Genomic DNA, 13,147 nt, shown 5'->3' with positions numbered 1-13,147 from the left:
TCGGTGCTCGTGTCGTGGTCGAAGCTGCCGTCATGCCGGCAGTCTCAGGGCGGGGTGGATGGCGTTGAGTGCGATTCCGACGAGGCTCCACTCGATCACGTCCGGCGCGTGCGATCCCTGGCGGACCAGCGGGTCCCGGCCCGTCCAGGCCTCGGCCTCGGCTCGCGTCGACGTGTGCAGCAGGTAGGCCGCCCGCGCCTCCGCGACGGCCGGATCGAGGTCACCACCGAGGAGCACCACGCCGTGCGAGACCATCTCGTCGATGAAGGCGATGTGCTCCTGCCATGGCGGCTCGGCGGCCGACGCGTCCGGCACAGGGCGCAGCAGGACGAGGAAGTAGCTCACGGTCGGGATCACACCGGACTGCGTCATGACACCCCATCTCATCCGGACGGCACCACGGTAGGACCAGGTCAGGCGCCGGGGCTTGGAGAAAATGGGTCAGTCGACCACCGTCGAAGATGCCGGGAACCTGCTCGCGGCGAGGAACTGTCGCGGAGAGATGCCGGCGAACTCCCGGAAGTCCGCGTTCATGTGGGCCTGATCGTAGAAGCCGTGCGCGACCGCCGCCTGGCTCAAGGACTCGTGCTCCCCGGGCAGATCGGCCACCAGGCCGCGGAACCGCACGATCCGGGAGAAGAGCTTGGGCTTCACTCCCACCTGCCGCTCGAACGATCTCACAAATCGCTTCGGCGTACTGCCGACGCGCTCGATGATGTCTGCGACCCGCATCCTGCCGCCCGTGCGCTCCATCGCCGCGACGGCGTACCCGACACCCCGGTCGAGGCCCACCTGGCCCGCGAGCCGGTCCGCGACCCATCGGGCCACGATCCGAAGCCGGTCGGCATCGGTCCCCGGCTCGTGGAGTCGGTCGGTGAGTCGGCCTGCCTCCGCGCCGATCAGGTCGTCCAGATCCACGGCCGTGCCGGTGACCTCCTGCAGCGGGACATCGACGAGCGCGGCAGCACCGGCCGGCTTGAGCCGTACCCCGATCATTCGTGAGGTTGCCGTGGGAGTCTCGACGGCCATCGGCGCCACGAGCAGCCCGGCCAGGCATGACGGCGGGCACGTCGCGGGCGAACTGCCATCGACGATCCGGAAGGTCGGGGAGGACTCGTCCAGCTGGATCAGCAGGTCCAGGGTGCCCGTCGGGACGTACCTCTCGCGCCGCCGGAGGTTCCCGTCGAACAGCCATACCGATTCGACCCGTGCGGCGGCGGGCGCGGCGGGTCGGAGCTCGAGGTGCGTCCACGAGCCCAACTCAGACTCTTCTCGCCACGAGGTGAGAGCCATCCACCCAGGATACCGAGATGCCCGCACGGCATGGGTCACCGATGCGAGTTCGCCGCCGTGGGTCAGCGTTCGCCGACTACGCCGCGTCGAGCTGCCGGTGCGCGCCGGAGTCCTCCGCCCGCACGAGCGCGGGAAACCAGTTGTCCACCTCCGCCAGCAGCCAGGCGCGGGCCTCGTCGGTGGAGGCCAGCGGCACCGGGCTGCTCAGGTCCGTCGACCCGGTGCCGAGCCCCTCGGGCTCGAACCAGCGCCCGGCCCGCACGACGGCGTCCAGGAGCCAGGCGTCGGCTGCGGCGCGAGCCAGTTCCCGCTGCGCCGGCGCCTCGTGCGCACCGAGTTCCGCGTGGGCGTACAGCCGCAGCAGGTCATGCAGGAGGTACCGGTCCCCTGCCGCGGGTTGCACGAGCCCGAGCTCCACGAGCTCGTCGAGCAGTACCTCGGCGCTCGCGACCTCAAGGCCGGAGACGGCGGCCGCTAGCCCGGGCCCGAAGGTCCGTCCGTCCACAAGGGCCAGCCGCCGGAACAGCCGCTGCGCGGCCTCCCCCAACTGCCGGTAGGACAGCCCGACGGCGGTCCTGATGGCCAGGTCTCCGGCCGTCAGCGCGTCCAGGCGCCGGTCCCGCACGGCGAGCCGGTCCGCGAATTTGGCGACGGTCCAGCCGGGTCGGCTGGCAAGCCGGTTCCCGGCGATCCGTAGCGCGAGCGGCACGCCGTCGCAGAGCCGGGCCAGCCGGGCGAGCTCGGGTGCCGAGGCCTGCCCCTGCGGCAGGATCGCGGCGAGCAGCGCCTGCGCGTCCGCGTCGGCGAGCCGGTCGAGCTGGACCCGCTGGACACCGTCGAGCCCGGTGAGCGCGCGGCGGCTCGTCACGAGCAGGGCGGCGGGGCCGGCGCCGGGCATTGCCGCCCGCACCTGCGCCTCGCTGGCGGCATCGTCGAGGATCACGAGCACCCGGCGCTCGGCGAGCAGTTCCCTCAGCCGGGCCGGGTCGGTCCGGCCCTCGGTGCCCTCGTACCCCAGGGCGCGCATCAGCTCCACGACCACCTCCCTCGGCTCCAGGCTCGCCGGGGTCATGGCGCCCAGGTCGAGGAACACCTGCTCGGGGAACCTCTCTCGCAACAGGGTGGCCGCTCGGACCGCGAGGCTGGTCTTGCCATACCCCGGCGGCCCGGTCACGACGACGACCGGAGCCGCGGTCCCGGCGAGCCGGCGGGTGAGGTCGTCGCCACCGGCCACGCCCGAGGTGCCATCGCAGCCATCGGTGCCGGCCGTACCTTCGGTGCCACCCGTGCCACCCGTGCCGCCCAGTGCCGCCGCGACGACGGCCAGCTCGGCCGCCCGGCCCGTGAAGTCGGGAACCGCGCGCGGCAGCGGCAGGTGCGCTCCGCCGTCGGGCCGGGTAACCCCTGGACGCGGCGCCGCGGCAGGCGGCCCGCTCGGGCCGCCGCGGCGCCGACCGGCCCGGGCGGCGGCGAGCAGCGTCAGCCGCTCCGGCTCCGGCAACCGCAGCCCGCCGGCGATCGCGAGCATGGTGCGGTGGTGCGGGCCGAGCGCGGCCCCGCGTTCGATGTCTCCGAGCGCCCGGTCGCTGACCCCGGACCGCTCGGCAAGCTGCTCGAGGGTCAGGTCGGCGGTCGTGCGCAGTCTACGCAGCAGGGTCCCGAGGGGTTCGGGCGCCATGGCGGCTCTCCAGGGTGGGTCGCGGATGCGGACACCAACTCAGACCGGGCGGACCACCAGGGTGTGACACCCGGCCGGACGTCGGTGGAACGCAGGAGGGAACGCACTTCCTGCCGGAGAACTTCCTGGTCCGCCGGGCAGCTCCTTGCGAACCTCGATGAGGCAGCACGACCGCCACCCAGACGACAGAAGGAGCACACCAATGAGCGAGATCATCCTGGAGCCCGAGGCCCAGGCGGTCGCCGACGCATCGGCACGGCCACCGTTCCTGTACGAGCTCGGGACCGACGGCGCCCGCCGGGCCCTCGACGACATCCAGGCCGCGCCGATCGACAAGCCCGACGTCGACGAACAGTGGCTGCGGGTGCCGGCCGAGGTCGGCGACGTGGACGTCCGGATCGTCAAGCCCGTCGGTGCGGGTCGCCCGCTGCCGGTCGTGCTGTACGTGCACGGCGGCGGCTGGGTGCTCGGCAACGCGGGCACCCACGACCGCCTCGTCCGCGAGCTCGCCGTCGGGGTCGACGCCGCGATCGTGTTCGTGGAGTACACCCGCTCCCCCGAGGCCCGGTATCCCGTCGCCATCGAGCAGGCGTACGCGACCGCTCGCTGGATCACGACCGAGGGCGCCGACCACGGCCTGGACGCGACCCGGCTCGCCGTCGCGGGCGACTCCGTCGGCGGGAACATGACCGCCGCGCTCGCCCTGCTGGCCAAGGAGCGCGGCGATGTGACCTTCGTGCACCAGTCCCTGTACTACCCGGTCACCGACGCCGCGCAGGACACCCAGAGCTACCGCGACTTCGCCGACGGCCCGTTCCTCACCGCGAAGGGCATGGCCTGGTTCTGGGACGCGTACTCCCCAGACGCCGACGGTCGCCGCGGCGAGATCACCGCCTCGCCTCTGCGCGCCACCCTCGAGGAGCTGGCCGACCTGCCCCCGGCCCTCGTGATCGTGGACGAGAACGACGTGCTCCGGGACGAGGGCGAGGCCTACGCCCGCCGCCTCATCCAGGCCGGCGTGCCCACCACGAGCATCCGCTACAACGCGATCATCCACGACTTCATGATGCTCAACCCGGTGCGTGCCAGCCGGGCCAGCACGGCCGCCGTCGAACAGGCCATCCACGTGCTTCGCACGGCCCTCGGCACCCTCTGACCAGCCACCCATCCCCCGCACCACACCCACCAAGGAGAAGAACCATGTCCACCCCCACAGCGCTGCTCGTCCACGGTGCGTTCGCCGAGTCCGCGAGCTGGAACGGCGTCATCACCCGCCTGCAGAAGGAATCCATCCGGACCGTCGCGGTCGCGAACCCGCTCCGCTCGGTCGCCGGTGACGGCGCCTACGTGCGCGCGGTCGCCGACGCGATCGGCGGCCCGGTGCTGCTCGTCGGCCACTCCTACGGCGGCATGGTGGTCACCCAGGCCGCCGCGGACAACCCGAACGTCGTCGGCCTCGTCTACGTCGGTGCGTTCATGCCCGAGACCGGCGAGTCCGCGCTCGAGCTGTCCGGCAAGTTCGAAGGCAGCACGCTCGGCGCGGCGCTGCTGGGCTACCCGGTACCCGGTGGCGGCGTCGAGCTGCGCATCGATGGCGAGAAGTTCCACCAGCAGTTCGCCCACGACGTCCCGGCCGACCTGGCCGCGACCATGGCGGCGACGCAGCGACCCGTCACCGAGGCGGCCCTGAAGGAAGCTCTGGCGGTCCCGCCGGCGTGGCGGTCCGTGCCCGCGTGGTCGATCTGGGGCGAACAGGATCTCAACATTCCGGCGGAGCTCCAGAGGTTCCAGGCCGAGCGCGCCACGGCCCGCGCAGCCGTCGAGCTCCCTGCCGCGTCCCACGCGCTCTCGGTCTCCCGGCTTGAGGAGACGGCACGGGTGATCCTGGACGCGGTCCGCGCCACGTCCTGATCAGGCATGCCCTGAGCCCGTCCGAGCACGGGCCGCCCACGCCGGCGGCCCGTGCTCCTCGCATTGAGCGTCGCCCGCGCCGGGCGTAGGGTCGCGGTGACCGCGGACGCCACCACTGGAGGCACGATGCCGACCGACCAGTATCACGAGCCACCGGACGAACTCTCCGCCGAGACCCGCACGTTCGCCAGGATGTGCGCGAGCCTGGCCGAGGAGGCCGAGGCGATCGGCTGGTACGAGCAGCGTATCTCGGTGGAGCCGAACGAGATCTCCCGGGCGATCATGCTCGACTCGCTCAAGGAGGAGTACAAGCACTTCTCCATGGAGCTGGAGTTCCTGTTCCGCGCCAAGCCGCTCTGGGCGGAGATCGCCCGCGGGGTGCTGTTCCAGGACGGCGACATCGTCGCGAACGGTGGCGCGGCCGAGGAGGGCGCCGGTTCCGCGGAAGCGCCCGACGGCGCAGGTACTTCCGACGCCTCAGGCACCTTGGGCATCGGGTCACTGAAGGGTCAGGGACTATGAACCACCTCCTCCGATCGCACGCTCCGATCTCGTCGGCCGCCTGGGACCAGCTCGACGCGGAGGCCACCGAGCGGCTGACCGTGGCGCTCGGAGCCCGCAAGCTGGTGGACTTCTCAGGTCCGCTCGGCTGGTCGGCCTCGGCCACGAACCTCGGCCGGGTGGGGCCGGTCGCTGACTCCCCCGCGCCGGGCGTGATCGCGCGGCCGCGCACGGTGCTGGCCATGGTCGAGGTGCGGGCGGACTTCAGCGTCTCCCGCGAGGAGCTCGCCGCCGCCGACCGCGGCGCACCGGACCCGGACCTGACCGCGCTGGACGAGGCCGCGGTGCGGATCGCAGAGGTGGAGAACGCCGCGATCATGCACGGCTGGTCCGAGGCCGGCATCACCGGTATCACGCAGGCGAGCACGCACGACGCCCTCCCGCACGACCCGGACGCGACGCACTACCCGCAGCAGGTGGCCGCCGCCGTGGCGAAGCTGCTGCGCACCGGCATCGCGGGACCGTACGGGCTGGCTCTCGGCCCGTCCGACTACACCGAGGTGATCGAGTCGGCCGAGAACGGCGGCTACCCGCTCTTCGACCACCTGCGCAAGATCCTGCAGGGCGGTCCGATCGTGTGGGTGCCGGGCCTTCGCGGTGGCACCGTGATGAGCATGCGCGGCGGCGACTTCCTGTTCACGGCCGGCCAGGACTTCGCGATCGGCTACGACCACCACGACGCGAACTCGGTGCACCTGTACCTGGAGGAGTCGTTCACCTTCCACGTGGCGACCCCCGAGGCCGCCGTCGAGCTCTCCGACGAATAGGCCGACCGACCGCCGACCCGGCTCTACGTCGAGTTCGTGGGCAGCGGTGTCGGGTGGGTCGTCGTGATCAGGTCCGCGAGGTCGGCGCCGGCCCGGAGCAGGGCGACGGTGCGGGTGCCGAGCTGCTCCAGACGTGCGTCGACGATGCCGGACGTCACCACGACGTCGTGCCCCAACCGCGCCACCAGGTCGCGCACCGCTCCGATGCCGTATCCGGCTCCGCGCAGGGCGGCGACGATCCGCGCCGTCCGGATCGCCCGCAGGTCGTAGTTGCGCACTCGCAGCGACGCCACCCGGTCCGGCCGCAGCAGGCCCTCGTGCTCCCAGTGCCGCAGCGTGGACGTGCGCACGCCGAGCGCCCGGGCGAGCTCGGTGATGCTCATCGCGTCGGCCGGATCCGGCGCGCGGCCCAGGCCGGCAGCGGCCTCGGCGGCGATGGCCCGCAGCGCCGCCGAGGCCGCGAGCAGCTCACCACGCTCGCGGTCGAGTCGGGCATGCAGTGCGGAGATCGTGGCGGCGGCGTCGGCGACGGTGGAGGTCGTCAGCTCGCGCAGGAGCCGGCGCGCGAGGACCGGTCCCGCGGCGACGGCCAGCGCCCGGTAGGCCCGCAGGGCACTCACGTGCACCTGCGTGTAGTTCCGGTAGCCGTTCCCGGACCTGGGTGCCGCGGGGATCACCCCGAGCCGCTCAAGGTCCCGGACCTGCTGCACCGAGTACCCGGACCGCCGAGCCACCTCGAGCGTGCCGAGCGTGGCCTCCGACCCGCCATCCCGCAGGAGATCACCGTGCGCGTCCATGGAACCCCACATAAGCACTTGAAGGTCAGACTTGAACCATGAGTATGGAACAGATCATCGCCGCCGTGCACGCCCTGCCCGGGTCCCTCGTGCTCGCTCCGGGACCGGGCTCCGAGTTCCCCGAGCTGGCCTGGGGCGACTCGTTCTTCTACTACGCACCGGACGGGCGGGTGCCCACGAGCACCCAGCCGTACGCGACCATCGTGACGAAGGACTACCCGGAGGACACCGCCTCCCACCTGGACCCGTCCGGGCGCTGGCGCCTGAACATCCACGTGGGGCGGTCCCGGTTCACCGAACTCACCGGCGAGATCCCCGGGGAGACCAGGCACGACCGCGACTTCAGTGCACCGGACGTGGTCCTGCCACACCCCGTGTACTCCGCGCTCGGCTGGGTCGCGATCGTGAACCCGGCGGACGCCACCGGCGACCTCGCCCTCGAGCTGGTCCGTGACGCACACGAGGCTGCGGCGGCACGTCGGCGTCGCCGTCAGGAGGGCTGACTACGCCGGCACCACGCCGACGGCGAACCGGAACCGGTTGACCAACCGGTACCCGCCGTCGGGCGTCCGGAACGACCGCGCCGCCTCCAGGACCGTGGCCGTCCCGGCGGCCTGCGCGGCCGCGTCCTCGCCGAGTAGCACGCCACGCACGAGGGCGACGGCGTCCGGAACCACCCAGGGCACGTCGACCAGTCCTGCCTCACGCACGTCCAGGCCCGCCTCGGCGAGCACCTCTTCGAGCCCGCCGGGCACGCGCAGGTCACCGTCCGGACCCGGATCCTCGCCCGCCTCGGCCGCCAGCGCAGCCTCGATCGCGTCCAGGTCGCTGAGCGCACCCTCGGCCCAGTTCGCGATCGCGATCAGCCCACCCGGCCGGGTGACCCGGGCCGCCTCGACGAGGGCGTCCACGGTGTCGTCCGCGAACTGCAGCGCGTTCACGGCGGTGACCACGTCGTGGCTGTCGGCGGACCAGGGCAGGTCCTCGAACCCGGCCGGCCGCAGGTCGGCTCCCGGCGCGCGGACCCGGGCGAGGTCGAGCATCGCCGGCGCCGGGTCGGCCCCGGCGACCACCGCGCCGACTTCGCTCAGTGCGGCGAGGAACTCGCCGCTCCCGCATCCGACGTCGAGGACGCGGGTGCCAGGTCCGGTCCCGGTCGCCTCGATGAGCCGCTGGTGCACCGGCGCAGCCACGCCGCCCCAGTGCGCCGCCCACTCCGGGGCGAGCTCGGACCACACCGCGCCGGAACCCATGACCGCACCCCTGTCAGGAACCGATGGTCAGGGTCACCGGCTCGGAGGTGCGGCCGGTCACGTAGACCCGCGGGCCGGCCAACGCGTCCGTTCCGCCGAGGAACGTGTACGCCTCCCCGGGGTGGTACTCCGCCGGGCGGTCGGCGCCGGAGCCGTTGCCGGGGCCGAAGGTCAGGGTGTCGGACCCGACGGTGTAGCTGCCGGTGCCCTCGACCAGCTCGTGGGCGCCCGCACCGATCTCCCGCGCACCCGCCACCGTGCCCCCGGGGCGGAATGCGAGTTCGATCGCGAAGGCGGTGGCCGGCCCCTCGAAGCCAACGGTGAGCTCGAACCCACCCGGACGAGGCCGAACCCGCAACCGGGTTCCCATCCGGACCCGGTCGCGGGCGCGCTCGGAGAAACTCATCGCGGCGGCGAACCGGCCCTCGAACTCGAGGTCGTAGTGCCCGTCGGGATCGGCCAGCAAGGGGTCGATCGGCTGGTAGTAGCCGGTGGTGAGCACGTCGGACAGCTCCGCCTCGCCGTCGGCCAGGCGCAGTCCGTGGCTACGGAACGGCCCCATGCCGAAGAAGTCCCGGGACAGGCGCACCGATTCCAGCACCGCCGCGCCCGACCGCAGTCGCGCGAAGGTCGGGTTGCAGGCGAGCCCGGACGCGACCCGGCCCATGTGGGGTACGTCCGAGCCGCCGTAGACCGTCAGAGTGCGCGCCGCGCCCCGCCACACGGCCAGGCCGGCACCGCCGAAGACGCGCGGGGCGCCCCACTCGGCCGCCGCCCCGGCGCCGGACTCGGTGTCCGCGCCGGTGCCCCCGTCGGCCTCGGCATGGTCGCTCGGCAGCTCGCCCGCGAGGGCAGGCTCCGCCAGTACCTCGGCGAGTGCTCCGACGGCGTCCAGCCCGGTGCCGTCCTGCGCGAGCCGCGCGTAGTCGGCACAACCCGCACAGTCCCGGGCCAGCGCGAACCGCCTCGCCTGCATCGCGAAGGCGGCGGCGCCGAAGGTGGTCGTCTTCTGGTCCTGGCGCCGGGAGAACACCGTCTCGACGATCCCGTCCGGGTCGGTCAGGAGCGCGTACGCGTGCAGGTTCCGGTGCACCACGTCCAGCAACTCGGGGGCCTCCAGCACCCGCGCGATGGCGATCAGACACGGGTTGGAGACGTGCGCGGCGTAGTTCGCGGACCGTTCGGAGTACAGTCCGTCGCCGTCGACGTCGACCCCCTCGGCCAGCCAGGCACGCAACCGGGCCAGTACCTCCGCGTTCGGTGAGAGCTCGTGCAGCCGGGCCAGCGCGGCGCCGATCTCCCACCGGTGGTTCGGGGTGTGCACGCCGCCCGCGACCAGGGCCGGTGTGATCCGGTCACAGATCACGGCGAGCCGGTCGGCGAGGTTCGCGACCGCGTGGATCGTCCCGTCCGGACCGTCCGTCGCGGCCTCGACCAGGGACCGGACCTGCGCCACGTCGTTGATCGTGAAGCTCGAGTCCGGCGGCGAGGCGAGGTTGTCGCCGGAACTGAACAGTCCGCCGTCGGCCTGCAGCGCCTCCAGCTCGGCGAGCCAGTCGTCCGCGGCGGCCAGCGCCACGGGGTCGCCGCGCCAGCGGGACTCCGGGTTCAGGTAGCAGACGACGGCGGTTCGCACCTTCGTCATGACGCCGCGGTGGCCGCCGTGATGGGCTGGTGCACCGTCGAGCAGCGCGGTGAGGACCTCGTCGGAACGTTCGGTGATGAGTGCGTGGAAGTCCAAGTCAGTCCTTCAGACCCGAGTTCATATCGGCGTTCATGATCTGCTTCTGGAACACGAAGAACAAGATAACCATAGGGATCAGCGAGATGACGGACGCGGACAGCAGCACGGACCAGTCGATGTTGTCCGCACCGACGATCGACCGGAGCGCGAGTTGCAGCGTGTAGCGGTTCGGGTCGTTCAGGACCAGCAGCGGCCAGATATAGTCGTTCCAGCGCCACTGGAAGGAGAAGATCGCCAGGGTCACCGCGATGGGCTTCGCGAGCGGCAGCATGATCGAGAAGAACGCCCGGATCTCCCCGACGCCGTCGATCCGGGCCGCCTCGAGCAGCTCGTCCGGCACGGTCTTGAAGTACTGCCGGAACATGAAGATCCCGGTCGCGGTGATGATGGACGGCACGATGATGCCGGCCAGCTGGTTGTACAGGCCGAGGTCCCGGATCACCACGAACGTCGAGGGCATGATCACCTCGGTCGGCAGCATCGTCGTGGCCAGGATGCAGATGAAGAAGATGCTCAACCACTTCGCCTTGTACTTCGCCAGGGCGTACCCGGTCATCGCCGAGACGAACACGGTCAGCACGGTGGTGACGACCGCGACCAGCCCGGTGTTGAAGAAGTACTGCGCGAAGTTGAACCGGTTCCATGCGGTGATGTAGCCGGAGAAGGTCCAGTTCTCGGGCAGGATCGACAGCGGCAGGCTGAACAGCTCACTGCCAGGCTTGAACGAGCTGAGGATGAACCAGGCCACCGGGAACAGGTAGATCAGCACGAGCACCCACAGCAGCAGGGTGGCCGGCCCATAGGAACGGAGCTTGGTCATCATGATTGGTCACTGCCCTTGTCGAAGCGCAACTGGATCACGGCGACCACGATGAGGATCACCATCAGCACCATGGACGCGGCGCTCGCGTAGCCGATCTCGGAGCGCTCGAACCCGGTCCGGTAGATGTACTGCACCATCAGCATGTTCTCGGTGCCCGGGCCACCGCCGTTCAGCGCCTGGATCATCGCGAACTCCTTCATCGACCCGATCGTGGTGAGCAGCACGACCAGGAACGACGTCGGCGCCAGCAGCGGCAGCGTGATGTGCCGGAAGCGCTGCCACCCTGTCGCACCGTCGATCTCGGCGGCCTCCAGGTAGGAGCGCGGGATGTTCTTCAGTGCCGCCATGAACAGCAGCATGTTGAACGCGGTGCCGCCCCACGAGGACGCGAACAGCACCACGGCCAGGGAGAGGTTGGCGTCGGTCTGCCACGGCACCGCATCGACGCCGACGAGGCTGAGCAGGTAGTTGACGAAGCCGAAGTTCTCCCCGAACAGCCAGCGCCAGATCACGCCGTTGACGATCGGTGAGATCAGCCAGGGCATGAAGAACACGACCCGCGCCGGCACCTTCCCCTTCGCGTTCCGGGTGGTGACCAGCACCGCGATCCCCAGAGAGATCACGAAGTGCAGCGGCACCGAGAGCAGCGTGTAGAACGCCGTCCGGCCGAGCACCGAGTAGAACGTCGCGTCCTGGAGCAGTGCGGCGTAGTTCTCGATGCCGATGAACTCGGGATCCCCGACGCCGCGGTAGTCGGTGAACGAGTACCACAGTCCGAGCGCGCCCGGCCAGACGAAGAACAGCGCGAACAGCACCACGGCGGCCGCGATGAAGATCAGCGGCGCGATCGTCTGGCCGCGCCTGATCGAGGCGAGCCTGCGTCGGGGCGGAGTGGCCGTGGCCACCTCGGGGGTTTGGGTCGTGGCCGCCAAGGCGAGCCTCCTGAAGGAAGTGTGGGTGATGCCCGACGGCGGTGCGCCCCGTTCGCAGGTGGCGCACCGCCGGTGTTCGCTGCTGGTCAGAGCGAGGCGTTCAGCAGTTCGATGATGTTCGCGATCGTGGTGTCCACGTCCTGCTCGTCGTTGAGGTACTTGACCGTCTCGTCGCGCAGCGGGTCGCCCTCGAGGGTCCTGCCCTCGATCTCGCCCTCGAGGTCCTGTGTCTTCAGCCGTGCCGCGACCTCGTCGGAGGCCTCGATCTCCTCGTTGTACAGCTCGAAGGCCTCGGCGTTGTCCGCGTAGGTCACGGTGATGCCGTTCACGGCAGGCAGGAAGCCGGAGGTCTCGGACAGCTCGGTGTAGTTCTCCGGCGTGAAGAGCCAGTTCACGAAGTCCAGCGCGGCCTGCTCCTGGCCGGTGCCCTCGAAGACGACGATGGATGCGGCGTTGCCGTAGTTCGTCACCCGGACCGGCTGCTTCGGCATGTACACGCTGACCCACTCGAAGTCTGCGATGTTCACCGCGAAGTCGGCGATCTGCCAGGAACCCGAGCAGTACGCGACCACGTCGCCGCTCTTGAACAGGCCGTTCGGGTCGCCGTCGGAGAGCCACACCGAACGCGGCATGAACGAGTCGTCGTTCAGGGCGTAGAAGTACTCCAGCGCGGGCTTGGTGTTCTCGTTCGTCTCGAACGCGCCGTCGACCAGTTCGAAGGTGTTGGAGCCGAACTCGTACAGGAACGCCTTCAGGCGGTGCGCCGAGCGGTCCATCACCATGCCGTAGGAGGCGCCGGTCGCGGCCTGGACGGACCGGATCGTCTCGGTGAACCCGTCCCAGGTCCACGGCTCCTCACCCACGGCCGGGTAGGTCGCACCGGCCGCGTCGAAGAGGGTCTTGTTCAGGAACATCCCGACGGCGGTGATGTCGCTGGGCAGGGACAGCACCTTGCCGTCGGGGTCGATGGCGGCGAGCTCGGACTTGACGTCGTTGGTGTCCAGGATGTCCCGGAGGTCCATCGTGACGTCCTTCCAGGTCGCGTCGATGCTGCCGACCCGGGCCAGCGCGGGCAGGTCGTTCGCCAGCGCCGCGTTCTTGAGCTTCGTGGTGAGGTCCTCGTTCGCGACGTCGACGATCTCCACCTCGACGCCGGTCTCCTCCTGGTACTTGGCGGCCATGTGGGCGAAGCCGCCGCCCTGGTTCGCGTCCCCGGAGAGGAAGAACTGCATGTGGGTCACCTCACCGCCATCGGCGCCGCCGCCCGCACCATCGGAGCAGGCCGAGAGGCCGAGCCCGACGGCAGCCGTCCCCGCGATCCCGCCGAGCATGAGCTGGCGGCGTCCCAGAACTGGATTCATCAGTGATTCCTCTCTACCGCGGTCAAC

At 71.0% G+C, this 13,147-nt stretch carries 14 protein-coding genes; 5 read left to right on the top strand and 9 right to left on the bottom strand.

The annotated features are described in order from the left end of the window. Positions 1-30 precede the first annotated feature (30 nt). The 3 genes from GKS42_RS12315 to GKS42_RS12305 form a co-directional block, all read right to left on the bottom strand. A complete protein-coding gene (locus GKS42_RS12315; protein ID WP_168217823.1) occupies positions 31-372 on the bottom strand; it encodes a YciI family protein in 342 nt (113 codons plus the stop codon). Between the two features lie 69 nt (positions 373-441). Continuing rightward, the gene (locus GKS42_RS12310; RefSeq protein ID WP_154794086.1) at positions 442-1,293 is read right to left on the bottom strand and encodes a helix-turn-helix domain-containing protein; all 852 of its coding nucleotides are present in this window, start codon (positions 1,291-1,293) and stop codon (positions 442-444) included. Positions 1,294-1,369: 76 nt separating this feature from the next. Next, on the bottom strand, positions 1,370-2,971 hold the full coding sequence (locus GKS42_RS12305; RefSeq protein WP_154794085.1) for a helix-turn-helix domain-containing protein: 1,602 nt from the start codon (positions 2,969-2,971) through the stop codon (positions 1,370-1,372). 202 nt (positions 2,972-3,173) lie between these two features. Here GKS42_RS12305 and GKS42_RS12300 point away from each other — a divergent pair, with 202 nt between their 5' ends. From GKS42_RS12300 to GKS42_RS12285, 4 genes are all read left to right on the top strand, one after another. Then, positions 3,174-4,127, top strand: a complete 954-nt coding sequence (locus GKS42_RS12300) for an alpha/beta hydrolase (RefSeq protein ID WP_154794084.1) — start codon at positions 3,174-3,176, stop codon at positions 4,125-4,127. Between the two features lie 44 nt (positions 4,128-4,171). After that, positions 4,172-4,882, top strand: coding sequence for an alpha/beta fold hydrolase (locus GKS42_RS12295; RefSeq protein WP_154794083.1), 711 nt, complete (start codon positions 4,172-4,174; stop codon positions 4,880-4,882). 126 nt (positions 4,883-5,008) lie between these two features. Continuing rightward, positions 5,009-5,404 carry a ferritin family protein gene (locus tag GKS42_RS12290; RefSeq protein WP_154794082.1) on the top strand — a complete coding sequence of 132 codons (396 nt, stop codon included), beginning with the start codon at positions 5,009-5,011 and terminating at the stop codon, positions 5,402-5,404. Then, positions 5,401-6,210 carry a family 1 encapsulin nanocompartment shell protein gene (locus GKS42_RS12285; RefSeq protein ID WP_154794081.1) on the top strand — a complete coding sequence of 270 codons (810 nt, stop codon included), beginning with the start codon at positions 5,401-5,403 and terminating at the stop codon, positions 6,208-6,210. The genes GKS42_RS12290 and GKS42_RS12285 overlap by 4 nt, the downstream gene beginning before the upstream one ends. A gap of 23 nt (positions 6,211-6,233) precedes the next feature. Here the strand turns inward: GKS42_RS12285 and GKS42_RS12280 are convergent, their stop codons facing one another. Further along, complete coding sequence (locus GKS42_RS12280; protein ID WP_154794080.1) at positions 6,234-7,007, bottom strand: MerR family transcriptional regulator; 774 nt, start codon at positions 7,005-7,007, stop codon at positions 6,234-6,236. A gap of 38 nt (positions 7,008-7,045) precedes the next feature. On the opposite strand from GKS42_RS12280, the gene GKS42_RS12275 reads away from it, so the two are divergent. Further along, entirely contained in the window at positions 7,046-7,510 is a 465-nt protein-coding gene (locus GKS42_RS12275; RefSeq protein ID WP_210769364.1) for a DUF6194 family protein, read from the top strand. Here the strand turns inward: GKS42_RS12275 and GKS42_RS12270 are convergent, their stop codons facing one another. The 5 genes from GKS42_RS12270 to GKS42_RS12250 all read right to left on the bottom strand — a co-directional run bounded on the left by GKS42_RS12270 (position 7,511) and on the right by GKS42_RS12250 (position 13,120). After that, the gene (locus GKS42_RS12270; protein WP_154794079.1) at positions 7,511-8,260 is read right to left on the bottom strand and encodes a class I SAM-dependent methyltransferase; all 750 of its coding nucleotides are present in this window, start codon (positions 8,258-8,260) and stop codon (positions 7,511-7,513) included. Positions 8,261-8,273: 13 nt separating this feature from the next. Continuing rightward, positions 8,274-10,001: a hypothetical protein gene (locus tag GKS42_RS12265; protein ID WP_154794078.1), complete on the bottom strand. Its 1,728-nt coding sequence runs from the start codon at positions 9,999-10,001 to the stop codon at positions 8,274-8,276. A gap of 1 nt (position 10,002) precedes the next feature. After that, the gene (locus tag GKS42_RS12260) at positions 10,003-10,827 is read right to left on the bottom strand and encodes a carbohydrate ABC transporter permease (protein ID WP_154794077.1); all 825 of its coding nucleotides are present in this window, start codon (positions 10,825-10,827) and stop codon (positions 10,003-10,005) included. Next, positions 10,824-11,759 carry a carbohydrate ABC transporter permease gene (locus GKS42_RS12255; protein ID WP_232848032.1) on the bottom strand — a complete coding sequence of 312 codons (936 nt, stop codon included), beginning with the start codon at positions 11,757-11,759 and terminating at the stop codon, positions 10,824-10,826. The genes GKS42_RS12260 and GKS42_RS12255 overlap by 4 nt, the downstream gene beginning before the upstream one ends. 86 nt (positions 11,760-11,845) lie before the next feature. Next, positions 11,846-13,120 carry an ABC transporter substrate-binding protein gene (locus GKS42_RS12250; protein WP_232848031.1) on the bottom strand — a complete coding sequence of 425 codons (1,275 nt, stop codon included), beginning with the start codon at positions 13,118-13,120 and terminating at the stop codon, positions 11,846-11,848. Positions 13,121-13,147 lie beyond the last annotated feature (27 nt).

Source organism: Occultella kanbiaonis (assembly GCF_009708215.1).
Classification (GTDB): Bacteria; Actinomycetota; Actinomycetes; order Actinomycetales; family Beutenbergiaceae; genus Occultella; species Occultella kanbiaonis.
This window is presented reverse-complemented; position numbering and strand designations above follow the sequence as displayed.

Excerpts from the sequence above, each read along its gene's own strand:
- GKS42_RS12305 (WP_154794085.1), bottom strand. The coding sequence starts at position 2,971 with ATGGCGCCCGAACCCCTCGGGACCCTGCTGCGTAGACTGCGCACGACC.
- GKS42_RS12260 (WP_154794077.1), bottom strand. The coding sequence starts at position 10,827 with ATGATGACCAAGCTCCGTTCCTATGGGCCGGCCACCCTGCTGCTGTGG.
- GKS42_RS12290 (WP_154794082.1), top strand. The coding sequence starts at position 5,009 with ATGCCGACCGACCAGTATCACGAGCCACCGGACGAACTCTCCGCCGAG.
- GKS42_RS12250 (WP_232848031.1), bottom strand. The coding sequence starts at position 13,120 with ATGAATCCAGTTCTGGGACGCCGCCAGCTCATGCTCGGCGGGATCGCG.
- GKS42_RS12275 (WP_210769364.1), top strand. The coding sequence starts at position 7,046 with ATGAGTATGGAACAGATCATCGCCGCCGTGCACGCCCTGCCCGGGTCC.
- GKS42_RS12295 (WP_154794083.1), top strand. The coding sequence starts at position 4,172 with ATGTCCACCCCCACAGCGCTGCTCGTCCACGGTGCGTTCGCCGAGTCC.
- GKS42_RS12270 (WP_154794079.1), bottom strand. The coding sequence starts at position 8,260 with ATGGGTTCCGGCGCGGTGTGGTCCGAGCTCGCCCCGGAGTGGGCGGCG.
- GKS42_RS12315 (WP_168217823.1), bottom strand. The coding sequence starts at position 372 with ATGACGCAGTCCGGTGTGATCCCGACCGTGAGCTACTTCCTCGTCCTG.
- GKS42_RS12310 (WP_154794086.1), bottom strand. The coding sequence starts at position 1,293 with ATGGCTCTCACCTCGTGGCGAGAAGAGTCTGAGTTGGGCTCGTGGACG.
- GKS42_RS12285 (WP_154794081.1), top strand. The coding sequence starts at position 5,401 with ATGAACCACCTCCTCCGATCGCACGCTCCGATCTCGTCGGCCGCCTGG.
- GKS42_RS12300 (WP_154794084.1), top strand. The coding sequence starts at position 3,174 with ATGAGCGAGATCATCCTGGAGCCCGAGGCCCAGGCGGTCGCCGACGCA.
- GKS42_RS12280 (WP_154794080.1), bottom strand. The coding sequence starts at position 7,007 with ATGGACGCGCACGGTGATCTCCTGCGGGATGGCGGGTCGGAGGCCACG.